Origin of the sequence: Comamonas sp. MYb21, from assembly GCF_037479395.1 — a bacterium.
In the GTDB taxonomy this organism is placed as follows: Bacteria; Pseudomonadota; Gammaproteobacteria; order Burkholderiales; family Burkholderiaceae_C; genus Comamonas.
This window is the reverse complement of the sequence record NZ_JBBGZC010000001.1, coordinates 136,543-160,202: the sequence shown is the minus strand read 5'-3', so window position 1 is coordinate 160,202 and position 23,660 is coordinate 136,543. Positions and strand designations below refer to the sequence as shown.

At 65.6% G+C, this 23,660-nt stretch carries 20 protein-coding genes and 2 tRNA genes; 16 read left to right on the top strand and 6 right to left on the bottom strand.

Annotation, left to right across the window (positions count from 1 at the left end):
- Positions 1 to 130: 130 nt before the first annotated feature.
- Together WH367_RS00740 and WH367_RS00735 are read right to left on the bottom strand one after the other, a co-directional pair.
- Positions 131 to 1,390, bottom strand: coding sequence for a glutamate carboxypeptidase (locus WH367_RS00740; RefSeq protein ID WP_339533719.1), 1,260 nt, complete (start codon positions 1,388 to 1,390; stop codon positions 131 to 133).
- Positions 1,391 to 1,769: 379 nt separating this feature from the next.
- On the bottom strand, positions 1,770 to 3,878 hold the full coding sequence (locus WH367_RS00735; protein ID WP_339533717.1) for a DUF3300 domain-containing protein: 2,109 nt from the start codon (positions 3,876 to 3,878) through the stop codon (positions 1,770 to 1,772).
- 282 nt (positions 3,879 to 4,160) lie between these two features.
- On the opposite strand from WH367_RS00735, the gene WH367_RS00730 reads away from it, so the two are divergent.
- Both WH367_RS00730 and WH367_RS00725 read left to right on the top strand, forming a co-directional pair.
- Positions 4,161 to 4,250, top strand: a tRNA-Ser gene (locus WH367_RS00730).
- Positions 4,251 to 4,265: 15 nt separating this feature from the next.
- Positions 4,266 to 4,342 (top strand) — tRNA-Arg (locus WH367_RS00725).
- A gap of 153 nt (positions 4,343 to 4,495) precedes the next feature.
- Here WH367_RS00725 and WH367_RS00720 read toward each other — a convergent pair.
- Together WH367_RS00720 and WH367_RS00715 are read right to left on the bottom strand one after the other, a co-directional pair.
- A complete protein-coding gene (locus WH367_RS00720; RefSeq protein ID WP_339533716.1) occupies positions 4,496 to 5,128 on the bottom strand; it encodes a LysE family translocator in 633 nt (210 codons plus the stop codon).
- 92 nt (positions 5,129 to 5,220) lie between these two features.
- Positions 5,221 to 6,057, bottom strand: coding sequence for a helix-turn-helix transcriptional regulator (locus WH367_RS00715; RefSeq protein WP_339533715.1), 837 nt, complete (start codon positions 6,055 to 6,057; stop codon positions 5,221 to 5,223).
- Positions 6,058 to 6,361: 304 nt separating this feature from the next.
- On the opposite strand from WH367_RS00715, the gene WH367_RS00710 reads away from it, so the two are divergent.
- The 7 genes from WH367_RS00710 (at position 6,362) to WH367_RS00680 (ending at position 14,223) form a co-directional block, all read left to right on the top strand.
- Positions 6,362 to 8,737 carry a catecholate siderophore receptor Fiu gene (locus WH367_RS00710; protein WP_339533713.1) on the top strand — a complete coding sequence of 792 codons (2,376 nt, stop codon included), beginning with the start codon at positions 6,362 to 6,364 and terminating at the stop codon, positions 8,735 to 8,737.
- 63 nt (positions 8,738 to 8,800) lie between these two features.
- The gene (locus tag WH367_RS00705; RefSeq protein ID WP_339533711.1) at positions 8,801 to 9,481 is read left to right on the top strand and encodes a Fe2+-dependent dioxygenase; all 681 of its coding nucleotides are present in this window, start codon (positions 8,801 to 8,803) and stop codon (positions 9,479 to 9,481) included.
- A gap of 131 nt (positions 9,482 to 9,612) precedes the next feature.
- Positions 9,613 to 10,260 (top strand): PepSY-associated TM helix domain-containing protein, encoded by a 648-nt coding sequence (locus WH367_RS00700; protein WP_339533710.1) that lies wholly within the window; start codon positions 9,613 to 9,615, stop codon positions 10,258 to 10,260.
- Positions 10,261 to 10,294: 34 nt separating this feature from the next.
- Positions 10,295 to 10,816, top strand: coding sequence for a DUF2271 domain-containing protein (locus WH367_RS00695; protein ID WP_339533709.1), 522 nt, complete (start codon positions 10,295 to 10,297; stop codon positions 10,814 to 10,816).
- A gap of 33 nt (positions 10,817 to 10,849) precedes the next feature.
- On the top strand, positions 10,850 to 11,650 hold the full coding sequence (locus WH367_RS00690) for a DUF4198 domain-containing protein (protein ID WP_021027981.1): 801 nt from the start codon (positions 10,850 to 10,852) through the stop codon (positions 11,648 to 11,650).
- A gap of 201 nt (positions 11,651 to 11,851) precedes the next feature.
- Positions 11,852 to 12,841, top strand: a complete 990-nt coding sequence (locus tag WH367_RS00685) for an FAD:protein FMN transferase (protein ID WP_445228057.1) — start codon at positions 11,852 to 11,854, stop codon at positions 12,839 to 12,841.
- A gap of 26 nt (positions 12,842 to 12,867) precedes the next feature.
- Positions 12,868 to 14,223: a sulfite reductase subunit alpha gene (locus WH367_RS00680; protein ID WP_339533707.1), complete on the top strand. Its 1,356-nt coding sequence runs from the start codon at positions 12,868 to 12,870 to the stop codon at positions 14,221 to 14,223.
- 21 nt (positions 14,224 to 14,244) lie between these two features.
- On the opposite strand, the gene WH367_RS00675 is transcribed toward WH367_RS00680, so the two are convergent.
- A complete protein-coding gene (locus WH367_RS00675) occupies positions 14,245 to 15,030 on the bottom strand; it encodes a VOC family protein (RefSeq protein WP_339533705.1) in 786 nt (261 codons plus the stop codon).
- Between the two features lie 31 nt (positions 15,031 to 15,061).
- Positions 15,062 to 15,628, bottom strand: coding sequence for an OsmC family protein (locus WH367_RS00670; protein ID WP_339533704.1), 567 nt, complete (start codon positions 15,626 to 15,628; stop codon positions 15,062 to 15,064).
- Between the two features lie 347 nt (positions 15,629 to 15,975).
- Here WH367_RS00670 and WH367_RS00665 point away from each other — a divergent pair, with 347 nt between their 5' ends.
- Genes WH367_RS00665 through WH367_RS00635 form a run of 7 tightly spaced genes read left to right on the top strand, consistent with a single transcriptional unit; the run spans position 15,976 to position 23,584 of the window.
- Positions 15,976 to 17,640: a TIGR04028 family ABC transporter substrate-binding protein gene (locus tag WH367_RS00665; protein WP_445228048.1), complete on the top strand. Its 1,665-nt coding sequence runs from the start codon at positions 15,976 to 15,978 to the stop codon at positions 17,638 to 17,640.
- Positions 17,641 to 17,674: 34 nt separating this feature from the next.
- Positions 17,675 to 18,619, top strand: a complete 945-nt coding sequence (locus WH367_RS00660) for an ABC transporter permease (protein ID WP_339533703.1) — start codon at positions 17,675 to 17,677, stop codon at positions 18,617 to 18,619.
- Between the two features lie 2 nt (positions 18,620 to 18,621).
- Positions 18,622 to 19,581, top strand: coding sequence for an ABC transporter permease (locus WH367_RS00655; RefSeq protein WP_445228047.1), 960 nt, complete (start codon positions 18,622 to 18,624; stop codon positions 19,579 to 19,581).
- Positions 19,578 to 21,221 carry an ABC transporter ATP-binding protein gene (locus WH367_RS00650; protein WP_339533700.1) on the top strand — a complete coding sequence of 548 codons (1,644 nt, stop codon included), beginning with the start codon at positions 19,578 to 19,580 and terminating at the stop codon, positions 21,219 to 21,221. The genes WH367_RS00655 and WH367_RS00650 overlap by 4 nt, the downstream gene beginning before the upstream one ends.
- The gene (locus WH367_RS00645; RefSeq protein WP_339533699.1) at positions 21,187 to 22,287 is read left to right on the top strand and encodes a putative FMN-dependent luciferase-like monooxygenase; all 1,101 of its coding nucleotides are present in this window, start codon (positions 21,187 to 21,189) and stop codon (positions 22,285 to 22,287) included. The genes WH367_RS00650 and WH367_RS00645 overlap by 35 nt, the downstream gene beginning before the upstream one ends.
- Before the next feature lie 20 nt (positions 22,288 to 22,307).
- Complete coding sequence (locus WH367_RS00640) at positions 22,308 to 22,976, top strand: CMD domain protein (RefSeq protein WP_339533697.1); 669 nt, start codon at positions 22,308 to 22,310, stop codon at positions 22,974 to 22,976.
- Positions 22,973 to 23,584, top strand: coding sequence for an alkylhydroperoxidase domain protein (locus WH367_RS00635; RefSeq protein ID WP_339533696.1), 612 nt, complete (start codon positions 22,973 to 22,975; stop codon positions 23,582 to 23,584). The genes WH367_RS00640 and WH367_RS00635 overlap by 4 nt, the downstream gene beginning before the upstream one ends.
- Positions 23,585 to 23,660 lie beyond the last annotated feature (76 nt).

Below are 23,660 nucleotides of genomic sequence, written 5' to 3'. Positions count from 1 at the left end.
GCCCCGGCGGCGTCGTCTTTTTTCGCCAGTGCTGGCGCTGCATCCAAAGGGTGGTTGCTCGCGATGGATGCCACAAATAAAAGGCGCCAGTGTGTGCTGGCGCCTGGAGAGGGGAGGTGGAGTGAAACGCTTACATGCCCTGGCCCAGATCGGAGATCAACTGCGCCGACAGGTAGAGGCGCCGTGCGATGGGCTCGGTCAGCACATACTCGGCCAGGTTGGAGTGGTAGTTGGCGCCTGGCAGGCCCAGGCCTTCAATCACCGGCTTGCCCGACAGCGCGGCATAGGCGGCATCCGATCCACCACCACCGCGCGTGGTGTACATCTCGGATTTGCCGCCCACATCGGCATAGATGGTGATGGCCTTCTGGATCAGCTTGACGCCGTCGTCGGTGGCGTTGAACGCGGGCCGGCCCCGGGTCAGGTTGATATCGATGGTGGCACCGTGCACATGCGGCACCGATGCGGCCTTATCCAGCATGCCCTTCATCAGATCCAGATCTTCATTCTTGCCATAGCGCACATCGGCGTTGACCACGGCCTTGTCCGGGATGATGTTGGTGGCGCTGCCGCCAGCGGTCATCGTGGTCCAGTTGAAGCCGCGTTCCTTGGCCTTGTCCTGGATGTCCTGCGTGCGCAGCACCAGGGCCGAGGCCTCGGTCAGCGCATTGATGCCCGCCTCGGGCGCCACGCCTGCATGCGATGCCTTGCCATGCACCACGGCCTGCACATAGGCAATGCCCGAGGTGGCGGTGCCAAAGCCTTCTTCCAGGCCCGAAGGCTCGTAGGACAGCACATAGTCATGTGCGGCGGCCAGCTGCTGGATCAGATCGCGCGAGCCGAAGGAGCCTTTTTCCTCATCGGTGTTGAACATCACCGTGATGGTCTTGAACTTGCTGAAGTTCTGCGCCTTCAGTAAACCCAGGCTGTGCAGAATCACGGCGATGCCGCCCTTGGCATCGGCAATGCCCGCGCCATAGGCCTTGTCGCCTTCCACCTTGAAGGGGGCCGTGGCCAGAATGCCCCGGGTGTAGACGGTGTCCATGTGCGCCATCAGCAGCAGGCTCTTGGTGCCGCTGCCCTGGAAGGTGCCGACAATGTTGTCGCCCACGACACCCGCTTCTGCCTTGTGGCGTACCACATTGGCGCCCAGCGCCTGCAGGCGCGCTTCCAGGTAATTGCCCATCTGCGGAATGCCGATGGCGTCATTGGTACCCGTCTCGATATTGACCAGTTCCTGCAGCGTCTGCAGCACTGCTGCTTTCTCGGCCTGCGACGCCTGGTCGAGCGTGGCGTTGTAGCGCAGCGAGGAGGCGCTGCTGTCGGAGCAGCCCGATACGGACAGGGAAAGGGCCGCAGCAGCGGCAATGGCCAGCAAGGTTTTTTTCATAGTAATCATTGGGTGGGGAGGGCCTCTTGAAAGCGTCACGGAATTGTCATGTGACGGATGCAAGCATAAGAACGGAGCTCCGCCAACGCGGTCACGGCTGGGACAAGCACTGTGGTCATTGCTCGTGCGGTCATCGCTTCAGCCCATCCCGAGCTGGGGCAGATCCATGCCCGCGCTGACCACGCCTAAGCTTCCGCGTGACCACCGCCAGGCAAGAGGTTTCTATGGCCCCAACTTTGATCGCTTAGCCGTCTAAGGATGCGGAAAGCTACCTGCCCATGCGGCAGCATCAGCATGCCCATGTCGAGGCAAGAAGCGCGTTCCTTGCCATCCCGCACAGTGCCTGCATCACTGGCACGCCAGACAAAATCATGCGTAGTTACTCACGGTCGCGGCGTTCGCCGCGTTGGCCTTCACGCGCTTGCGGGTGCGCGCCCGAATGCGCCTGCTGGTGCATCTGTTGCTGGCGCATTTGCTCTGCTTGCGCATGCTGTTGTGCCCGCATTTGTTGCTGCATCTGTTCTTGCTGGGTCCGTTGCTGTGCCATCTGCTGCTGGCGTGATTGCTCTTGTTGGGCCCGCTGCTGCGCCATCTGCTGTTGGTGCATCTGGTCTTGCTGCGCGCGTTGCTGTGCCATCTGCTGCTGGCGCGCTTGCTCTTGTTCAGAACGCTGTTGCGCCATATGCTGTTGGTGCATCTGGTCTTGTTGGGCGCGCTGCTGTGCCATCTGCTGCTGGTGTGATTGCTCTTGTTGGGTACGCTGCTGCGCCATCTGTTGTTGGTGCGCCTGGACTTGCTGGGCGCGCTGCTGGGCCATCTGCTGCTGGCGTGATTGCTCCTGTTGAGCTCGTTGCTGCGCCATTTTCTGTTGGTGCGCCTGGTCTTGCTGCGCGTGCTGCTGGGCCATCTGCTGCTGGCGTGCTTGCTCCTGCTGGGCGTGTTGCTGCGCCATTTGCTGTTGGTGCATCTGGTCCTGCTGTGCGCGCTGCTGTGCCATTTGCTGCTGGTGCGCCTGCGCTTGCTGTGCCTGCTGTGTTTCCAGGGCTTGGCCGTGTGCTGGCGGCTGGGCCATCGGTTGTGCCATGGTCAGCCCGCCGGGCCGTTGATGGGCTGCTGCCGGGGCCGTCTGGGCATGGGAGTCAGGATGCGGCTGCATGGCTGCCACGGCGCTGGGGCGCACCATGGGCTGCATGCCCGGGCTGGTCGGCATCTTGGGCGGGTCACCCGCCTGGCGCTGGCTGAATGCATAGGCGCCTGCTGCTGCTGCCGCCGTGGCTGCGCCCGCAGCCAGGGCGGGCCCGTGGCCGCCGGGGAGCACGCCGGTGGTCATCGCAGGTCGGGCGGGCTCGGCCACTGGCGCATTGTTGACCACATGCACATGGGTCGTGTTGTGGATATTTTCCACGACCGTGTGTGAGCTGGATATGTAGATTTGGTTGTTGTAAACAACGGCGGGACGCGCCAACGGTGGAGGTGGACGGTTACCCCGGACCCAGTTGCCAGGCTGACCAGGCTCGCCCCAATGGACGTGCCATGCATTCCAGCCCCAGGAGTGGCTGATGACCTCGGTCACTGCAACGCCGACGCCAAAGCCAATCAGCCCGCTGACTGCCGGCGCAGCGAAGCCACCCACCACGACGGGAGCTGGGGGTGGTGGAGGGACGACATAGCTGTAGCCACTGTAGACAGGAAGCGATGCGCCATAGACCACGCTGGGGTTGTACTGCGGGACGTAGACCGTGGAGGGCTCAGTAGGGGCGATTTCGATGAATTGCTGTGGCGGCTCGATGACCGGCGCAGTCACCAGCACTTCAGATGCTGCATCGCTGGGGGTATAGCTTTTTGGGGGCGCGGCGTCGGTCACCAGGTTGACCTTCAGGTGGCTGGAATCCTTGAGCGAGCCTGCCTTGTAGGCGCGGCCACGCATCACCTGGATGGCATTCATCACGTCGGCGGGATCGTTGTAATAGGCCTTGCCGAGTGCGGTCGTCCATGGCAGGTTCGATGCCATTTGCCTCAGCACGTTGGGAAACAGCGTGAGCGATTTGATGGAGGGATCCCAGGGCTGGGCATTGGCCGCAGTGCTGAGCGCACTGGCCTTGAGGCCTGGATTCTGTGCAAGCCAGGTTTCGGCAGCGCTGACCTGGTCGGGATAGGTGGAGCCCGCCAGGATTTGCGCGACCAGCTTGTCCGGGTACAGCGCGATGGGCGCCACCATCTGGTAGAGGATGTCGGCAGATGGCGGCGTGTAGGCGGCTTGCACCACGGCGGGCTGCGCGGCAGGCGCCAGATTGGCAGCGGCGTTCTCGGCAGGGGCGCTGGCCGCCTTGTTGGTATGGCCATCGTCATTGCACCCGGCCAAGGTCAGTGCTGCAGCCAGTGCTACCAGCCCGATCCGGAGGCTGCCTGTGCGGAAGCCGCTTGGACGCAAAGGCGGTGGCAACGCGCGGGTAGGACGAGGTTCGAGGCGGTCAACTGCTGGGGACATGGTGCTCTCCTGAAAGCCGGCGGTGGTCGGTAGTGGCCCAGCGCTTATCGCTTGCCCCAAAACCCACCGCATGCCTGCACAACGCCATGGTGTCGATGCTGTTGACGGCGCGGCGTCAGCCAGACGCGCTTTCCGCCAAGCCTTAAGTTTGGCCTCAGTTTGGGTGAGGGGCCAACCCTTCCTGCCCGTGTTGACCACCCTCCAAGCCATCAATTTCCAAGAAATCTGCGTTTCTTCCCGAGACCCGCAAATTGCCTGCTATAATTTCAGCTTCGGCGCTGCGGAGAGGTGGCAGAGTGGTCGAATGTACCTGACTCGAAATCAGGCGTACGTGCAAACGTACCGAGGGTTCGAATCCCTCCCTCTCCGCCATAGCATCGATAATTAGCGGCTGTAGCTCAGCTGGATAGAGTACTTGGCTACGAACCAAGGGGTCGTGGGTTCGATTCCTGCCAGCCGCACCAAACGTCAAGCCTCAGAGTAGAAATACTCTGAGGCTTTTTCGTGTTTGTGCCATGCGGCGCATGGTTGGTCCTGTTGTTCTTTGATTTGAAGGTCTCAAGGGCGCTGCGGGATTGGAGATCCCGCTCAGACATAGCCTCCCGCAATTCAGGCCCTCAACCCAGCCCCAGCGCCGCGATCACCCCGAGGGCCAGCACGATCAACACCCCACCAGAGATGCGCTCCAGCCACGGCAGTGCCTGCGCAAAGTGCCGCAGCACCGCCGGGTTGCCGATCAGTGCGGCAATCAGCAAGTCCCAGAGCAGCACGATGCTGAACATCCAGCTGCCGTACACCAGCTTCCAGCCCAAGCTGGCATGCGGGCCCGTCAGCATGGCCGCCAGGCTGGCATAGAACAGCGCATTCTTGGGGTTGAGAATGCCCGAGAGAAAACCCATGCCGGCGGCGCGGCGCCAGCTGGTGCGGGCTGCGGCCGCCTGGCCCGGGCTGGCCGCAACGCCCAGCGCACTTTTACCTGCATGGCGGATAAACAGCAGGCCCAGGTAGAGCAGGTAGCCGCAGCCGGCCAGCTGCAGCAGGGTGAACAACTGGCTGCCCGGCTGGAGCGCGGCGACACCGGCAAAGGCGGTGACGATAAACACGCCATTGGCCAAGGCGATACCAAGGCAGGCGGCGCCGGCGCTGCGCCAACCGCTGGCCAGCGAGGTGCGGGCGATCAGAAAGAAATCAGGACCAGGGGAGAGCAGCGCCAGAAAATGGGCGGCGGCGATCAGCAAAAACTCTTGCATGCAAAAGGACCAGGCGGGGAATGGCCTTGCATGGTGGCGGCTGCCGCATGCCTTGTATTGAACGAAATTGCAGCGCTTGCTATGGGCTACGACTAATGCGTCTTGCGAAAGCAGCCCGGCGTGACGCCGGTATGCGCCTTGAACACCCGCTGAAAATGCGCCTGGTCGGCAAAGCCCAGCTGCAGCGCCACGGCGGCTATGCCATCGGGCCCGCGCAGCTGCTGCTTGGCCAGGTTGATGCGGTGGTTGAGCTGCCAGGCATGGGGCGCCAGGCCCGTTACTTTGCGAAAGGCGCGGATGGTCTGGTAGCGGCCCATGCCTGCCAGATCGGCCAGCTGGTCCAGCGGGATGCTGGCGCAGGGGCTGGCGCGCAGGCAGTCCAGCGCCGGGCGGATCTGCCGCGCCAATTGCGTTGGTACCGCGAGGGCGTGGATGTGCAGGCCTTGCTGGCTGTCGAGGTCGCCGATGAACTCGACCAGGCTGGCTTCCTTGTCGGCCACGTCGGCCTGGGAGAACAACTGGGCATTGAGCTGGCAGAAGCGCTGGTAGCGGGCCGGGTCATTGACGATGCGCACTGGCTCATTGGCCATGCTGGCCGGGTCGGCGTATTCCTCACGCAGCGCCTGCAGCCAGGCGGCATCGAGGTGCAGCATCTGGTAGCTCCAGGCGGCATCGGGCGCAGGGTTGCAGGCATGCACACGCTCGGCCGGCACAAAGACCAGGGCGCCTGGCGACAGCCGGACGGGGCCGGCCTCCGCGCCGGTGAAGACGCTGTGGCCGCCATCGACCGCGCCGATGGAAAAGCTCGGGTGGTGGTGCGGCTTGTAGCAGGCCCGGCTCTGGCTGGCGCGGCGGCTTTCCACAAAGGGCAGGGCCGGGTCGCGCCAGAACGCCTGGGCCGGATGAATGACTGGCATTGTGGAGGACATGCAATGGCTTTGACAGGGTCTGGGCTGAGCCAGGCGGGGATTCTCGCATGGCCGCACCTCGGCGACCACAGCGCCTGCTGCCCCCGTGCGATGGAACGACTGGCGTCGTCAGCAGCGATGCCAGGTCATCGGTCTGTTGCCCCATCGCGACAGAAGGCGGGGTTTAGCGAAAGCTAAGTGAAATTAATAACGAGAATCGTTATCATTGCGAGTTAGCGCTTGCTCATGTTCTGCGGTCTGGACGGGTTTCTTCCTCCAAGCCGATGGATCTGCAAGCGTTTTCTTTACTTTGCTTTCCTCGTTTATGACAAAACCAAATACATATATCAAAAGTCGCAAACATGGAGCTGCTGTTCCTGCCCCTACGGCAGGACTGGTGGCTGCGACTGCCATCGCGGTACTGGGTATGCCGGCTTTGGCGCAGAACGCACCCGCGTCCGCGCCCGCACCAACCGTGACGTTGAAAGAAGTGACGGTGGAGGCGCCGCGTGAGACCGGCTATGAGCCCAGCCAGCTGTCCTCGCCCAAGTTCACCCAGCCCCTGGTGAACACCACGCAGACGATCTCGGTGGTCAAGGAGCAGGTGATGAAGGAGCAGGGCGCCACCACCCTGACCGAAGCGCTGCGCAATGTGCCGGGTGTGGGCACTTTCTACGCGGGCGAGAACGGCAACACCAGCACGGGTGATGCCATCTACATGCGCGGTTTTGACACCTCGAGCAGCATCTATGTGGACGGTGTGCGCGACGTCGGCGCGCTGTCGCGCGATGTGTTCAACACCGACCAGGTCGAAGTGACCAAGGGCCCCGCCGGCACCGATTACGGCCGCAGCGCGCCCACCGGCGCGATCAATATGGTCACCAAGCAGCCCAACATGACCGACAGCTTTGGCGGCTCGCTGGGCTTTGGCAGCGGCAGCTACAAGCGCAGCACCATCGATCTGAACCGCAGCCTGAGCCACGAGAACGGCACGGCATTCCGCCTCAATGCGATGGTGCAGGATGCCGGGGTTGCTGGCCGTGACCAGGTCAAGAACGACCGCTGGGGCCTGGCGCCATCGTTCGCCTTTGGTCTGAACACCGATACGCGCGTCTTCCTGAACCTGCTGCACGTCAAGCAAAGCAATGTGCCCGATGGCGGTGTACTGACCCTGGGCCTGCCCGGCTACAGTGCGCCCGACCGCAGCAACTACCCCGGCTACCGCAACTTCTTGAACAGCGCATCGCGCGTGGATTCGAGCAATTTCTACGGCACGGCCTCGGACCACGACGATGTGACCGCCGACATGGCTACCTTGCGTCTGGAGCATGACATTGCGCCCGGCACCACCTTGCGCAACACCACGCGCTGGGGCCAGACCAAGCAGAACTACCTGCTGTCGGCCTTCATGGCCACCGGCTATTCGCAGAACGCCACCACTGGCGCCTGGACGCCGGGCTCCTTGCTGACGCCCAATCCGGCTGATCCCGCCACCTGGACGATGTCGCGCAACATCAATACCAAGGACCAGGTCAACCGCATCCTGACCAACCAGACCAACCTGACCACGGCTTTTGCGACCGGCTCGATCAAGCACAGCCTGAGCACCGGCCTGGAGCTGACGCGCGAGGAGCAAACCAACTACGGCCTGGCGACGACGGGCACGGTGCCCACGGTCAGCATCTACAACCCGGATTCCAGCGTGTCGCTGCCTTCCTATTCGCGCAACGGTGCGGACAGCAAGGGCACGACCGACACCGTCGCGCTGTATGCCTTTGACACCTTGCAGTTCAATGACCAGTGGCAAGCCAACATGGGCCTGCGCTGGGACCACTACAAGACCAAGTACAACGCAATGGCCGTCTGCACGGCGACCTCCACCACCCAGCCTTGCGGCGCCAACCCGGCTGGCACGGTGGTGCCCACCACGTCGGATGGCCTGCAGGCCTCGGGCAATCTGCTGAGCTGGAAGGCCGGCCTGCTGTACAAGCCCGCACCCAACGGCAGCGTGTATGTGAACTATGCGCTGTCCCAGCAACCACCGGGCGGCAGCAACTTTACGCTGTCTGCGGTGGGCAACAATGCCGGCAATCCCAACCTGGCCCCGCAAAAGGCCAAGACGGCGGAAGTGGGCACCAAGTGGGAGCTGCTTGACAAGCGGGTGCTGCTGACCGGCGCACTGTTCCGTACCGAGATCACCAACGAGATCGTGACCGACTCCGATGGCTCGGTGAACCAGACCGGCAAGAAGACGGTGCAAGGCCTGGAGCTGGGTGCCACCGGCCAGATCACCCCCGCCTGGGGCGTGACAGCGGGCTACACCATCCAGAACACCAAGGTGGCCACGGGCGCCAACGTGGCGCAGGACGGATCCAGCGGCCTGACCTACACGCCCAAGAATGCGCTGTCGCTGTGGAGCAGCTACCAGTTCTCCTCGGGCCTGACCATCGGCGGTGGTGCACGCTACTCCAGCGGCCTCAAGCGCGGCACCGATGGTGCTGTGGGCACGCCCAACTTCACCGAGTCGTACTGGGTGTTTGACGCACTGGCCAGCTACCGCATCAACAAGAACGTGGATATCCAGCTGAACGTCTACAACCTGTTTGACAAGCGCTATGTGGCGGCCATCAACAAGAGCGGCTACCGCTACTTCCCCGGTATTCCACGCTCGGCGCGCGTGACGGCGAACTTTAGTTTCTAATTCGTCTTTTTGGGTACCAGCCCCGCGTCTGCCGGGGCTTTTTTTCATGGAGGAGCTCTCACCATGATGCTGCACATTCCCCATGTACTCACGCGCGACGAGGTGGCCGCCATGCGCGCGGCCATCGACGCTGCCGACTGGATAGACGGCCGTGCCACGGTTGGCAGCCAGGGCGCGCAGGTCAAGCGCAACCGGCAACTGCCCGAGAACTCACCCGTGGCGCTGGAGCAGGGCCGCATCATCCAACGCGCGCTGGCGGCCAATACGCTGTTCTTCCAGGCCGCGCTGCCCGCGCGCACGATGGCGCCGCTGTTCAACCGCTATGCGCAAGCCGAGACCTATGGCCTGCATGTGGACGGCGCTGCGCGCCGCGAGGCCGGACAGGCGCAGTGGCTGCGCACCGATGTGTCATCGACCTTGTTCCTCTCCGACCCCGAGGACTATGACGGCGGCGAGCTGGTGGTGGTCGATACCTATGGCATGCACGAGGTAAAGCTGCCTGCCGGCGACCTGATCCTCTACCCCTCATCCAGCCTGCACCGGGTTGAGCCGGTCACGCGAGGTGAGCGGGTCAGCTCTTTCTTCTGGACCCAGAGCCTGGTGCGCGATGATGCCCGGCGCGCGATGCTGTTTGAACTGGACCAGAGCATCCAGCGGCTGCGCAACCAGCTGGGCGAGACGCAAGACACCGTCGCCCTGACCGGCCACTACCACAACCTGCTGCGCATGTGGGCAGAGACCTGAGCCCTGCCCATGTCTCCACTGGGTAAAGTATTTGAAAATGAGAGTCATTAGCATTTATTTTCCTTAAAATCCCTGCTTTTGCCCGGCGCAGGCATTCCCCGCTGCTGGGCCCGAAACCTGCCCCTCTCCGCATGAAAGCCAACGCGTCTTCCTCCTCGCAGCGGGCCTACTGGCTCAAGACCTTGCATGAATGGCACTGGGTCAGCTCCGCCATCTGCCTGGTGGGCATGCTGCTGTTTGCGGTGACGGGCTTTACGCTCAACCATGCCGGGCAGATAGAGGCCAAGCCCAGCGTGGTACTGCGCGAGGGCAGCTTGCCCGCGCCGCTGCTGCAGGGCCTGCAGCAGGCAGCCGCAAGCCACAAGCAAGCCGCAGACAAAGCCCAGGCGCTGCCCGCCGATGTGCAAGGTTGGCTGCGCGCAGAGCTGGGCGCCGACACCCGCCAGCGTGCGGTGGAGTGGAGTGAAGACGAGGTCTATGTGGCCCTGCCCCGGCCGGGCGGTGATGCCTGGGTGCGCATTGCGCTGGGCGATGGGCAGGCCGAGCATGAATCCACCGACCGGGGCTGGATCTCCTACTTCAACGATTTGCACAAGGGCCGCCATGCCGGCCTGGCCTGGACCTGGTTCATCGACATTTTTGCGGGCGCCTGCCTGGTGTTCTGCATCACCGGTCTGTTCATTTTGCAGATGCATGCAGGCCGCCGCCCCATGACCTGGCCCATGGTGGGCCTGGGGTTGCTGGTCCCGGCGCTGCTGGCGCTGCTGCTGGTGCACTGACCACACCCACACCGACTTATTCTGAGGAGAGCACATGACAAGCACTGTTTCGCGTTTCACCGTGGCCTTGACGGCGGTGGCCGGGCTGCCGGCCGTCGCCGGTGGGCTGAATGTCGGCGTTGAGCTGCCACGCCTGGAGGTGGCCGAATACCACCGCCCCTATGTGGCCGTCTGGCTGGAGCGTGCCGATGGAACAGTGGCCGCCAACCTGTCGGTCTGGTACGAGGTGAAAAAGCGCGATGCCGAAGGCGCGAAATGGCTCAAGGACATGCGCCAGTGGTGGCGCCGCACAGGCCGCGAGCTGAGCGTGCCTATCGATGGCGTGACCCAGCCGACCAAGCCGGCAGGCAAGCATGCGCTGTCCTTCTCCGAAGGCAGCAACCCGCTGCCCAAGCTGGAGCCGGGCCAGTACAAGCTGCAGATCGAGGCCGCACGCGAAGTCGGTGGCCGCGAGCTGCTGAGCATTCCTTTTGAATGGCCCGCCAAGCAGGCCACCAGCCTGTCGGCCCAGGGCAAGACGGAGCTGGGCGAGATCAAGCTCGAACTCAAGCCCTGATCCCACACACCTACATTTTTGAGGAGAGTCCCCATGTTTTCTGCCACCCGTATTGCCGCCGCGCTGGCGCTCAGCTGTGCCGCCCTCGGTGCCCAGGCCCACAGCGTCTGGATGAAGCCTTCGAGCACCGTGCTGTCCAAGGCGGACTGGGTCACGGTCGATGCTGCCGTGTCCAATGACATGTTCTTCTTCAACCATCGCCCGCTGGGCCTGGACAAGCTGGTGATCACCGCGCCCGATGGCAGCACGGTGGAGCCCAAGAATGCCCACAAGGGCGAGCTGCGCAGCGTGTTTGACCTCAAGCCCGAGCAAGCGGGCACCTACCAGCTGGCCATCGTCAACAGCGGTGTCATGGGCTCCTACAAGGATGCAGCTGGCCAGATGAAGCGCCTGCGCGGCAGCGCCGACGAGATCGCCAAGCAGATCCCCGCCGATGCCAAGGAGGTGCGCGTGGCAGAAAGCATCAGCCGCATCGAAACCTTTGTGACCATGGGCAAGCCCAGCCCCCTGCGTTTGAGCGGCAAGGGCCTGGAGCTGGTGCCTGTCACCCACCCCAACGATCTGGTCGCCGGTGAGGAAGCCACCTTTGCCTTCCATGTCGATGGCAAGCCGGCTGCCGATGTTGAAGTGGTGCTGGTGCCCGATGGCAAGCGCTACCGCGATGCCGTCAACGAGATCAAGCTCAAGACCGATGCGCAGGGCCAGGTCAAGGTCAAGTTCCCCACGGCGGGCATGTACTGGCTGGATGCCGACGTCAAGGACGACAAGACCTCCACCCCCATCGCCAAGGAACGCCGCCTGGCTTATGTCGCCACTCTGGAAGTGCTGCCTTAAGGCGCAGTCGCCGGTGACTGCACAACGGACATGCGCCAGGCTGAACGTGGAGCCGCTGTGAGCACGGCACCGCGCATCCACTATGGCGCCGGCATCTGGCAGATCCCCCAGGCCCAGGCCCGGGGCGAAGGCCAGCTGGCCCCGGCAATCCCTGCGCTGGCCGGCCGCTCCTTTACATCCGCAGCCTGGAGGGCGCCTGCGATGCAGCATGCGCAGGACGGCAGCTTGCACAGCCTGCAGGGCGCGACGATGGGCACCACCTGGTCGCTGCGCCTGGTCAACCCCGACTACGCCCCGCTGGCGCCGGTCCAGGCGCTGGTGCAGCAAACACTCGATGCCGTCATCGCGCAGATGAGCAACTGGGAGGCGGACTCCTGCCTCTCGCGCTTCAATGCCGCCGATGCGGGTAGCTGGCACGTGCTGCCACCCGAGCTGGCGCAGGTGCTGGATGCGGCCCTGCACTGGGCTCGCGCCTGCGATGGCGCCTATGACCCGACCGTCGGCGCGCTGGTGTCGCTCTGGGGCTTTGGCCCGCGTGCGAACCCGCAAGCGCCGCACAGCGGCCAAGCACCTGTGCAGACCGCTATTGACCGCGCGCTGCAGGTCTGCGGCCACCAGCGCCTGCAGTGGCAGCCGCAGCAGCGGCGCTTGCTGCAGCCCGGTGGCCTGCAGCTGGACCTGAGCGGCATCGCCAAGGGCTATGCCGTCGACTGGGTCGCCGAGCGCCTGCGCGCTGCCGGCTGGCAGCATGCGCTGCTGGAGATTGGCGGAGAGATTAGGGCGTGGGGCCAGAAACCCGGCGGCCAGCCTTGGCGTGTAGCCGTGGCGGGTGTGGCCGGCGATGAGCCGCTGGCGGTGCCGCTGGGCGATGGCGCGCTGGCCAGCTCGGGCGACCACTGGCATGTGTTCATGCATGGGGGCCGGCGCTTTTCGCACAGCTTGGATCCGCGCAGCGGCCGCCCCGTGGCCCATGCGCTGACCAGCGTCACCGCCTACCACGACGAATGCATGCATGCCGATGCGCTGGCCACCGTGCTCACGGTGCTAGGCCCCGAGGACGGCTGGCAGTTTGCGCTGCAGCAGCAGCTGGCGGCGGTATTCCACACCCATCCCGACGCCGGGCAGCCGCAAGGCCTGCGCCGCATGACGCCGGCCTGGGAACAGCGTTTTGCAGGCAGCATGAAGCGATGATTGATTGGATAGCAAGCCCTGCGCGGATGGCAGGCGCAGCAGGCTTGGTGACGGGGTATGCGCTGCTGTGTGCCGGCATCGCAGGGCGTTTGTGGCGCCAGCGCCGGGCTGAGCGCCAGGAGCAGCTCGCGCTGCAAGCGGGCACGCAGCAGGGCGCGCCGGTGCTGGTGGCCTATGCCAGCCAGACCGGCCGGGCCGAGGCCCTGGCACATGAGACCGCTAGGGTGCTGCATGCCGGGGGCTGCGCGGTCCAACTGCGGCCGGTGCAGGCGCTGCGTCTGGCCGACTTGCAGGCCTGCTCGCAAAGCCTCTGGCTGCTGTCCACCACCGGCGAGGGCGATGCGCCCGATGATGCCCTGCCTTTTGTGCGCCAGGTGCTGGAGCAGGCGCAGCCGCTGCCCGGGCATAGCGCCCAGCTGCTGGCGCTGGGCGACAGCGAATATGCGGCCTTCTGCGCCTTTGGCCTGCGCGTGCAGCAGTGGCTGCAGCAGCAGGGCGCCAAGGCCGATGTGCTGTGCATGGACAACGGCGATGAAGCGACTTTGCTGGCCTGGCAGGGCCAGACGGCCGAGCTGCTGCAATCGCTGACCGGCCAGGCCGGCGCTGGCTGGAGCCAGCCGGAAGCCGCCCAGCCCTGGGTGCTGCGCCGCCGCCAGTTGCTCAACCCCGGCAGCCAGGGCAGCCCGGTGTACCTGCTGGACTGGCAGCCGCAGTCCGGCGCCTTGCCGCTGTGGGAATCCGGCGACCTGGTATCGCTGGCGGTGCCGGCCGATCCGCAGCGCAGCCGAGATTACTCCATCGCCTCGGTGCCCGAAGATGGCTGCCTGCAATTGCTGGTGCGCCAAAGCACGCGTGCCGATGGCACACCGGGCCTGGCATCGGGCTGGCTGTGCGAGGGCATGGCTGTGGGCGATGTGCTGCCGATGCAGCTGCGTGCGCACAGTGGATTCAGGTTGGGAGACAACGCCGAGCGCCCCTTGCTGCTGATCGGCAATGGCACCGGCCTGGCGGGCCTGTGCAGCCATATCCGCGCACGCATTACTAAGGGTCGCTCAGACCAGTGGTTGCTGTTTGGTGAACGCAAGTCCGGTGAGGATGCGCTGCTGGACGCGCAACTGCAGCAGTGGCTGGCCGCTGGCCAGCTGGAGCGCTTGGACCGCGCCTGGTCCCGGGATACCACCGACCCTTGCTATGTGCAGCAGCTGCTGGAGCGCCAAGCGCAGCGCCTGCGCGACTGGGTGGCGCGCGGCGCTGCAATCTATGTCTGCGGCAGCCAGCAGGGCATGGCGCAGGGCGTGGATGCCGTGCTGCGCCAGGTGCTGGGCGGCGCGGAGGTGGATGCGCTGGCGCTGGCGGGGCGCTACCGGCGTGATGTGTATTGAGGCCGGGCCCGCCCAGAAAGCCTAGGCGGTGGCCAGGCTGCTGTCGGCTTTCGCCAGCTCCGCCTTCGCAAACGCAATGGCTGCACCATGCGTCAGCTTGGCAGAGGCTTGCTCCCAGGTACCAGCACCCTTGAGCACAATCGCGAACGGCCCTTCGCCCTTGCTCTGCAGTTGCGGCGCCGTCTGCGTCAGCTCCAGCACGCTGTTGCCCAGCGCGATGGTGGCACTGCTGCCGCCGTCGGCCGCATGGATGTGCGCGCCATCGCCCAGCAGGGCGCGGTAGCGCTCCAGGCTTTGCAGCAGGTCGCTGACGGCGACGGTCAGGCGCGCCACACCGGTGGCACCGTTGGCATGCTGGCGCACCTCGCCCTCCGGCACGCGCAGCTTGCGCGGGGTGATATCGCCGCAGAGGAAGGGCAGGTCATGCGTGTGCGGGCGGCCGGTCTGCCATTGCAGGCGCTCGCCATCGGGGCGCAGGCGGCCGCCATCCAGCGGGCCTTGCAGCTCCAGGCCGCGCGCCTTGGCCGCCGCAATCACCTCGGCGGTGCTGGGGGGCAGCAGCGCAAAGTCGATGATGCCTTCGCCATGCTGGTCCAGCAGCTGCCACCAGCGGTCTTGCGGCGCGGGGCTGCGCCAGGCGATCAGCTCGAAATAGGCGCCGTCTTCAAACACCACCAGCGCATTGTGGGTCGGGCGGCCGGGGTGCTCACCGCCGCGCACAACAGTAAAGCCGAGGGCCGCGTAGTCGTCAATGGTTTTGTCGAGGTCGTGGACCGCGATCACGATGTGGTCAAGTGTCAGTGCCATGGGATAGATCCGATAAAGGGGAGGGAAGGGGTCAAGCCGCTTGCTTCTGCGTCTGGGCCAGCGAGTCGCTGTGCTCAACGCGAGCGCGGATGGTCTGCGGCTGGCGCAGCAGGTTCAGGATCGGGCAGGTGCGCTCGACGGCGGCAAACAGCGCATCGATGTCGGCACGCGGCGCGGGCGAATCGATATGCACGGTGTAGGCAATGTCATGGGGCCAGACCGGCGTGGCCTCGTGGCCGGGCTTGCCCGCGCGCGGGTCGATCACGCCGCTTACCTCCACCTCCAGGCTGGTCAGCGGTACCTGCTGCGCCGATGCCTGGATCAGAAAGATATGGGTGACGCAGCTGCCCAGCACACCCAGCTGCAGCTCGGGCGAGCTGGGGCCCAGGTTGTAGCCGGCAAAGCTCGGCGGGCTGTCGCTGATGACCTGGTGCTCGCGGATGCGGATGCGGCGCACGCCGCTGCGCCCTTCGGCGCTCACGCTGGCGCGCAGGTCTGTGGCCTGGGCCGTGCCGGCATCGATCTGGGCATCGCGGGCCAATACGGCGCCGCGCTTTTCAGCCAGGTAGTCATTCAAGGTAGCAGGGCTTGCACTCATGGAGTCTCTTGGAAATGTGCTGCATCGGCGGGAGGTGATGCATGCCGAAGACCATTGTTGGTGTTGAGAGCCTGCGCGTGAACTGCGCAGATCGCATGTGCATATGCAGCCGCTGCGCATGTGCTTATGCGCAAACCCTCTATGCGGCAGCAGGCCTGGTGGCCGCGCGCTTCCTTGGTTTGCGCATATCGATGCTCCGAAAAATACCTTCTCGCCACGCGCCAAATGCCTAGCATGACAAACCCAGATGGCGGCATTTTCAACAAAGGTGCTGCTGGCCGGTGGCCGCGGTTGGCGCGCCGGTGCAGGCAAGGTTGCCCGATGGTTAGCGAGGGTGGTGTGTGGTGGTGAAAGCAAATAAATTCAAGAAACTGGCGGTATGGACTGCGGCATGGTTGGCGCTGGGTGGGCTGCTGTCGGCCTGCTCCAAGACCGAGAGTGTGGCGGACGCCAAAACCGATAACGGCCCCGCCAGCGGTGGCGCGCTGGTGTACCTGGAGCAGCAGGCGCATACCAACCTCTACCCGCCAGCCGGTGGCTTCTACCCCAATGGCGGCGTGCTTAATCAGATAACAGACAAGCTCACCTACCAGGACCCCAAGACGCTGGAGATCCAGCCCTGGATTGCCAAGAGCTGGACCATCAACGACACGGCCACCGAGTTCACGTTCGAGCTGCGCCCGGGCGTGACCTTCTCCGACGGCACGCCGCTCGATGCAGCGGCGGTGGCCAAGAACTTTGACACCTATGGGCGCGGCAACAAGGCGCTCAAGCTGCCGGTGTCTGAGGTCATCAACAACTACGAGCGCAGCGAGGTGTTGGGCCCGCTGACGGTGAAGTTCTATTTCAGCAAGCCATCGCCGGGCTTCCTGCAAGGCACCTCGGTGATCGGCTCGGGCCTGGTGGCACTGCAGACGCTGGAGCGCCCGTTTGACGAGCTGGGTGACGCGACCAAGATCATTGGCTCGGGCCCCTTTGTGGTGGCGAGCGAAACGCTGGGCAAGGAGCTGCTGCTGTCGGCCCGCAAGGACTACAACTGGGGCCCGGCGAAGCTGGCGCACCAGGGCCGCGCGCGCCTGGATGAAGTGCGCTTTATCGTGACGCCGGAGGACAGCGTGCGCATTGGCGCGCTGCTGTCGGGCCAGGCCGGTGTGATCCGCCAGGTGCAGGCCTATGACGAAAAACGCGTCGAGGAGCAGAAGTTCGTCATCTATGCGCCGTCCACACGTGGCGTGAACAACAGCATTGTCTTCCGCCCCGACAACGCGCTGGTCGCCGATCTGAAGGTGCGCCAGGCGCTGCTGCACGCCACCAATACCCAGGAGGTCGTGCAGACCTTGTTCTCGCACAACTACCCGCAGGCCACCTCGGTGATTGCCGCCAGCGCGCAGGGCTATGTCAACCTGGCGGGCAAGCTGGCCTACGACCCGCAAAAGGCGCAGCAGCTGCTGGAGAGCGCCGGCTGGACGCCCGGGCCCGATGGCATCCGCCAAAAGGATGGCCGCGCGCTGGTGCTGGCCGCCTATGACTCGCTGCCCCAGCCGCAGAACAAGGAAACCCTGCAACTGGTGGCCCAGCAGTGGGGCAAGCTGGGGGTCAAGCTGCAGGTGCTGAGCGGCGATGCCGGTGTGCGCGTCGTCGACAACCTGGACCCGGAAAAAACCCCGGTAGCGCCCGGCATGGTGGGCCGCGCCGATCCCGATGTGATCAAGAGCAACTACTACCCGACCAACCGCAATGTGCTGCTGCAGCAAGGCGGCGTGAGCCAGAAGGTCAAGGGCTTTGTCGATCCGCAGCTCAATGGCTTGCTGGAGGCGATTGCCGCGCAGACCGATGCCCAAAAGCGCCTGGCGCTGACGGCCGAGGTGCAGAACTACCTGATCGACCAGGCCTATGTGATCCCCATTTTTGAAGAGCCGCAGGCCTTTGCCGCAGCCCCCTGGGTGCGCGAGGTGGGCTTTGAAGCGGTGGGGCGCCCGAGCTTTTACAGCACCTGGCTGGCCAAGCGCTAAGGCGCTGGCCCGCTGAGCGGCAAGGAGCACCTCGATGTCCTTCTATCCCTATCTGGCCCGGCGCAGTGCCCAGGCGCTCTTGGTGCTGTGGGCGGCGTTCACCGCGTCCTTCGTGCTGCTGCAGCTGCTGCCGGGCGATGCGCTGCTGATCAAGTTCTTGAGCCCCGAGCTGGGCCTGGGCCCGCAGGAGGTGGCAGACATCCGCGCCGCCTATGGCGCGGACCAGCCCGTGTGGCAGCAGTACTGGCACAGCCTGACGGGCTTTGTCAGCGGCAACTTTGGCTATTCGCTGCAGGCCGGTGTGCCAGTCAGTCAGGGGCTGGCCACCAGCCTGCCGCCCACCTTGCGGCTGGCGGGCCTGGGCTTTGCGCTGGCGGTGGTGCTGGCCCTGGTGCTGGCGCTCCTGGCCCAGCTGGCACCCTGGCGCTGGCTGCGCGGCGCGCTCTATGCGCTGCCCTCGGTGTTTGTCTCAGTGCCCGTGTTCTGGCTGGGCATTGTGCTGATCCAGCTGGTCTCGTTCCGCCTGGGCTGGATCCCCGTGATCAACCCCGGCAAATGGCAGGGCCTGGTGCTGCCGACCCTGACCTTGGCGATCCCCATTGCCGCGCCGCTGGCGCAGATCCTGCTGCGCAATGTGGACGAGGTGCTGACCCAGCCCTTTGTGGCCGTGGCCCGCGCCAAGGGCGCCCCACGCCTGTGGGTGCTGCTGCGCCATGTGGCGGGCAACGCCGCACTGCCGATGCTGACGATGGCCGGCGTACTGTTTGGCGAGCTGCTGGGCGGCGCTGTCGTGACCGAGGCCGTCTTTGGCCTCAATGGCCTGGGGAGCCTCACGCAGCAGGCCGTGGGTAACCAGGACAGCGCCGTGCTGCAGGCGGTCGTGGTCATCTCGGCCACCGCCTTTGTTTTGATCAATCTAGTGGTGGACTTGCTCTACCCGCTGTTCGACCCGCGTTTGCGCAACCGTTTGGGAGTTTGACCATGTCTGCAAGCACTTCTTCGACCGCCAGCCTGGGGGCCTTGGCCGCTGAGCCGGCCCTGCTGGGCGCAGCCCGTGGCGCTGCCAGTGCGGCGGTGCAGGCGCCGCCGCAGCGGCTTGCCGCGCCGCGCCTGGCTGCGATCTTTGCTGCCGCCTTGCAGCGCCTGCGCGTCGCACCGCTGGGCCTGTTGCTGGCCTGGGGTGTGCTGGCGCTGGTGGCCTTGTGGGCCATCGCACCGGGCCTGTTTACCAGCTACAACCCGGTGCTGGGCACCGCCGGCCAGCAGCTGCAGGCGCCCAGCGCTGCGCACTGGCTGGGAACGGACGCGCTGGGGCGCGACAGCTATGCGCGCCTGGTCTATGGCGCGGTGCATTCGCTCAGCGGCGCCTTTGTGGCCGTCAGTGTGGGCCTGCTGCTGGGCAGTTTGCTGGGCCTGGTCGCAGGCGCTACGGGCGGCTGGGTGGAGGATGTGGTGATGCGCATCGTCGATGTGCTGCTGTCGGTGCCCTCGCTGTTGCTGTCGCTGTCGGTGATCATCATCCTGGGCTTTGGTACGGTGAATGCGGCGCTGGCCGTGGGGGTCGTATCGGTGGCCAGCTTTGCGCGGCTGCTGCGCTCGGAAGTGGTGCGCGTGCGCCGCTCTGACTATGTGGAAGCGGCACTGGGCAGTGGCGGGCGCTTTGCCGCCGTGCTCTGGCGCCATGTGCTGCCCAATTCGCTGACCTCGGTGATCGCGCTGGCGGCGCTGCAGTTTGGCTCGGCCATTCTGGCGATCTCCACCCTGGGCTTTCTCGGCTATGGCGCGCCACCACCCACGCCCGAATGGGGGCTGCTGATTGCCGAAGGCCGCAACTATATCTCCACCGCCTGGTGGCTGACGGCCGCACCCGGCCTGCTGGTCGCAGCGGTGGTGCTGGCGGCCAACCATATCAGCGCCGATCTGACCCGGAGGCGCGCATGACGGACAGCACCATTCCCGTTTTGCAGGTCGACAACCTGTCGATCGCCTACCACGATGGCCAGGCCGAGCAGCGCACCGTGCATGAGGTCTCGTTTTCCATCGCCGCCGGCGAGGTGCTGGCCCTGGTGGGCGAGTCCGGCTCGGGCAAGACGACGACTGCCCAATCCATCATGGGTCTGCTGGCCGACAACGGCCGGGTGCAGGCTGGCAGCATCCGCATCAATGGAACCGATGTAGCAGGCTGGTCGCAGCGCCAACTGCAAGCACTGCGTGGCAAGGTGGTCAGCCTGATTCCGCAGGACCCGACCACCTCGCTGAACCCAGTGCGCACTGTGGGCGACCAGGTCGGCGAGATGCTGCGCCTGCATGGCTGGCGCGACAAAAAGCAGATTGCCCAGCGCGTGCTGGAGCTGCTGCAAAAAGTGGGGCTGTCGCAGCCCGAGCTGCGCGCACGCCAGTTTCCGCATGAGCTCTCGGGTGGCATGAAGCAGCGCGTGCTGATTGCCATCGCGATTGCGCTGCAGCCAGCGCTGATCATTGCCGATGAACCGACCAGCGCGCTCGATGTGACGGTGCAGCGCCGCATTCTGGACCTGATCGACGACCTGCGCCGCGAGTTTGGCACTGCTGTGCTGCTGGTCACGCACGACCTGGGCGTGGCCGCCGACCGCGCCAACCGCCTGGTCGTTCTGCAGGCCGGCCGTATCCAGGAGCAGGGGCCCACGGCCGATGTGCTGCGCAATCCGCAAAGCCGCTATACGCGCCAGTTGCTGGCCGATGCGCCATCGTTGGGCACGGCGCCGGCGCGGACGCCAAGGGCCCTGGATGCGGAGCTGGCGATTGTGGTGCGCGATCTGGTGCATGAGTTTGCGGTGGCGGGCCAGCGCGGCCTGTTCCGTGCCGTCGATGGCATTTCGTTTGACGTGCCCCGGGGCAGCACGCATGCGATCGTGGGCGAGTCCGGCTCGGGCAAGACCACGACCATCCGCGACGTGGTCGGCTTTGGCAAGCCCACATCGGGCAGCATCACGGTCGAAGGTGTTGATGTGACCACGCTGCGCGGAGAGGCCTTGCGCCAGTTCCGCAAAACGGTGCAGCTGGTCTACCAGAACCCGTTCAGCTCGCTCGATCCGCGCCAGAGCATCTACGCGATCATCGAAGAGCCGCTGTTGAACTTTGAGCGCCTGGCGCCTGCCGAGCGCGAGCGCCGCGTACACGACATGTTGGGCCGTGTGGGCCTGCCGCCTGCAGTGCTGACACGCCGGCCGCGCGCGCTCTCGGGCGGCCAGCGCCAGCGCGTGGCGATTGCCCGGGCGCTGATCCTGCAGCCCCGCGTGCTGGTGCTCGATGAGGCCGTGTCCGCCCTCGATGTGACCGTGCAGGCGCAGATTCTGGCCTTGCTCGACCAGCTCCAGCGCGAGCTGCAGCTGACCTATCTCTTTATCTCGCACGACCTGGCCGTGGTGCGCCAGATTGCCGACACCGTCTCGGTGCTGCAGGGCGGCCGCCAGGTGGATGCCGGGCCGGTGGACGAGGTGTTCTCGCGCCCCAGCAGTGCCTATACGCGCGAGTTGATCGCCGCCATTCCCGGAAAAAAACACCAGCATGAACCCGAGCCCCTCTCACAACTCGCCGCCTAGAAAACGCCTGGGCTTTTTCAGCCGCCTGCTGGACCAGGCCAGCGCCGCCGAGCGCTACCGCCTGGTGACTGCGCAGATCCAGCATGCCGAAGCCCATGGCTTTGACACGGCCTGGGTCGCGCAGCACCACTTTCATGAAGCCGAAGGCGGCCTGCCTGCACCGCTGGTGTTTCTGAGCCATGTGGCCGCGCGCACCCAGCGCATCCGGCTGGGCACCGGCATTGTCACCTTGCCGATGGAAAACCCGATCCGGGTCGCCGAAGACGCGGTGGTGCTGGATCTGCTCTCGGGCGGCCGCCTGGAGTTTGGCGTGGGCACCGGTGGCACGCCCGAATCCTTTAGCGCCTTTGGACTGCGCAGCGACGACCGCGCCCGCATCTATGCGCAGCACCTGGCCGTGCTGCGCAATGCCTGGGCGGGGCTGCCGCTGCCCGGCGGCGATCGTCTCTATCCCGCTGGGCCGCAGCTGTTGTCACGCATCTGGCAGGCCACGTTCTCGGCCGCCGGGGCCGAACGCGCCGGCCTGGCCGGCGACGGGCTGATGCTCTCGCGCACCCAGCCGCGCAGCGCCGAGGCACCGCATGCCAGCCTGGCCGATATCCAGAACCCCTTGATCGACACCTACCTGGCGGCATTGCCGGCGGGCGCTGCGCCGCGCATCCTGGGATCGCGCACCCTGTTTGTGGCCGAGGACCGCCAGCGTGCGCTGCAGCTGGCCGAGCTGGGTCTGCGCCGCAGCCTGGCGCGCGCAGTGGCTGCCAACCCGGGCGGCCCGGCCAGCCAGTGGGGCACCGATGCACCGCTGGCGCAGCTGCTGGCCGCCTACGACGTGCATGTGGGCACGCCCGATGAGGTGATTGCCTCGCTGCGCGCCGACACGGCGCTGGCGCGGGCGACCGATATCTCGTTCCAGGTGCATTCGATCGACCCGCCGCATGCCGACATCCTGCGCTCGATTGCGCTGACCGCGCAGTACGTGGCGCCGGCGCTGGGCTGGCAGCGCGAGGATGCCCTGGTGCCACCGGCGGCCGCCTCTTATCCCCTGCCGGTACCGGCGCAGGCCTGATTTTTTGGAGTGAAGACGTTATGACTTCTGCATGGAACCCATCGCCTGGCGATGATGTGATTGACCAGCTCGCCGGCATAGCGCCGGGCAGCCATCTGGATGCCGTGCGCCGCCACCGACTGCAGGCGCGCGAGCAGGCCCAGCAAAGCTTTCTGGCGCTGTTGGCACCGCGCGCGCCGCTCAGCAGCGATTGGCCGCTGGCCGAGCGCCTGGCCGTCGCCGCCTTTGTGGCCGGCCTGCACCAGCAGCCGCAGGTGCAGCGCTTTTACCGCGATGCGCTGGCCGCCCAGGCCAGCCTGGCGCTGGGCAAAGCCGTGGATGCCGAAGTGGCGCAGGGCCTGGCCCGGGGGCCCTATGGCCAGTACCCCAAAGGCCCCTTGAGCGCCGAGGACCAGGCAGGCCCGGTCTATGCGGTGGGCGCGCAGAGCCGTGCCGTGCTGGGCGAGCGCCTGTCCGCTGGCTTGGCGCATGCACATCTGCTGGTGTTCCACCCCCGTGATGCCCAGCCCGCGCATCTGCAGGCCTTGCTCGATGCCGGCTGGAGCGAGACCGACATCGTGGTGCTGTCGCAGCTGGTGTCCTTCCTGGCCTTTCAGATCCGCGTGGTGGTGGGCCTGCGCCTGTTGCAGGCGCATCCGGTTCCATCCACCGCTACCCAACAACCCACCGCCGAGGAGAGCGCGGTATGAGCAAGCAGACCCTGCACTACCCGAACAGCACCGAGCCCCAGGTCTTCACCCAAGCCCAGCTGGACTGGCTGCCCTGGATCGAGCCCCTGCCCGAGGCCGAGCTGACCCCGAGGCACTTTGACGGCCTGGTCGATGCAGCGCGTGCCAAGTCGCCGTACTTTCGGCTGCTGGCGCGCGATCCCGACACCCTGGGCGCGCGCACCCGCACCGACAAGGACATCTTCTACAACCCCGATGGGGGCCTGCCCCGCGCCGAGCGCGAGCTGGCCGCTGCAGCCACATCCCGCCTCAACGGCTGTATTTACTGCGCCTCGGTGCATGCACGCTTTGCCTCGCATTTCTCGCGCCGCGAAGAGGATGTGCAAAAGCTGCTGGATGATGGCGTGCAGGCCGATCTGGGTCCACGCTGGAATGCGATTGTTGCCGCCTCGGTCGCCTTGACCGAGACCCCCCTGGCGCTGGATGCTTCGCATATCGATGGCCTGCGCCAAGCCAGGCTGGATGACTATGCGATTGCCGATGCGCTGCAAGGCGCGGCCTTCTTCAACTGGGCCAACCGGCTGATGCTGAGCCTGGGCGAGCCAGCGCTGGAAACGGCACCGGCCTAGAGCGGCCAAGCAGCTTGAAAAGCCCTGGCAGGAGGCGCGGTGCCACCCAGGGTTTTTTCTTGGGAAGGCTGCCACC

Excerpts from the sequence above, each read along its gene's own strand:
- WH367_RS00740 (WP_339533719.1), bottom strand. The coding sequence starts at position 1,390 with ATGAAAAAAACCTTGCTGGCCATTGCCGCTGCTGCGGCCCTTTCCCTG.
- WH367_RS00735 (WP_339533717.1), bottom strand. The coding sequence starts at position 3,878 with ATGTCCCCAGCAGTTGACCGCCTCGAACCTCGTCCTACCCGCGCGTTG.
- WH367_RS00720 (WP_339533716.1), bottom strand. The coding sequence starts at position 5,128 with ATGCAAGAGTTTTTGCTGATCGCCGCCGCCCATTTTCTGGCGCTGCTC.
- WH367_RS00715 (WP_339533715.1), bottom strand. The coding sequence starts at position 6,057 with ATGTCCTCCACAATGCCAGTCATTCATCCGGCCCAGGCGTTCTGGCGC.
- WH367_RS00710 (WP_339533713.1), top strand. The coding sequence starts at position 6,362 with ATGACAAAACCAAATACATATATCAAAAGTCGCAAACATGGAGCTGCT.
- WH367_RS00705 (WP_339533711.1), top strand. The coding sequence starts at position 8,801 with ATGATGCTGCACATTCCCCATGTACTCACGCGCGACGAGGTGGCCGCC.
- WH367_RS00700 (WP_339533710.1), top strand. The coding sequence starts at position 9,613 with ATGAAAGCCAACGCGTCTTCCTCCTCGCAGCGGGCCTACTGGCTCAAG.
- WH367_RS00695 (WP_339533709.1), top strand. The coding sequence starts at position 10,295 with ATGACAAGCACTGTTTCGCGTTTCACCGTGGCCTTGACGGCGGTGGCC.
- WH367_RS00690 (WP_021027981.1), top strand. The coding sequence starts at position 10,850 with ATGTTTTCTGCCACCCGTATTGCCGCCGCGCTGGCGCTCAGCTGTGCC.
- WH367_RS00685 (WP_445228057.1), top strand. The coding sequence starts at position 11,852 with ATGCAGCATGCGCAGGACGGCAGCTTGCACAGCCTGCAGGGCGCGACG.
- WH367_RS00680 (WP_339533707.1), top strand. The coding sequence starts at position 12,868 with ATGGCAGGCGCAGCAGGCTTGGTGACGGGGTATGCGCTGCTGTGTGCC.
- WH367_RS00675 (WP_339533705.1), bottom strand. The coding sequence starts at position 15,030 with ATGGCACTGACACTTGACCACATCGTGATCGCGGTCCACGACCTCGAC.
- WH367_RS00670 (WP_339533704.1), bottom strand. The coding sequence starts at position 15,628 with ATGAGTGCAAGCCCTGCTACCTTGAATGACTACCTGGCTGAAAAGCGC.
- WH367_RS00660 (WP_339533703.1), top strand. The coding sequence starts at position 17,675 with ATGTCCTTCTATCCCTATCTGGCCCGGCGCAGTGCCCAGGCGCTCTTG.
- WH367_RS00655 (WP_445228047.1), top strand. The coding sequence starts at position 18,622 with ATGTCTGCAAGCACTTCTTCGACCGCCAGCCTGGGGGCCTTGGCCGCT.
- WH367_RS00650 (WP_339533700.1), top strand. The coding sequence starts at position 19,578 with ATGACGGACAGCACCATTCCCGTTTTGCAGGTCGACAACCTGTCGATC.
- WH367_RS00645 (WP_339533699.1), top strand. The coding sequence starts at position 21,187 with ATGAACCCGAGCCCCTCTCACAACTCGCCGCCTAGAAAACGCCTGGGC.
- WH367_RS00640 (WP_339533697.1), top strand. The coding sequence starts at position 22,308 with ATGACTTCTGCATGGAACCCATCGCCTGGCGATGATGTGATTGACCAG.
- WH367_RS00635 (WP_339533696.1), top strand. The coding sequence starts at position 22,973 with ATGAGCAAGCAGACCCTGCACTACCCGAACAGCACCGAGCCCCAGGTC.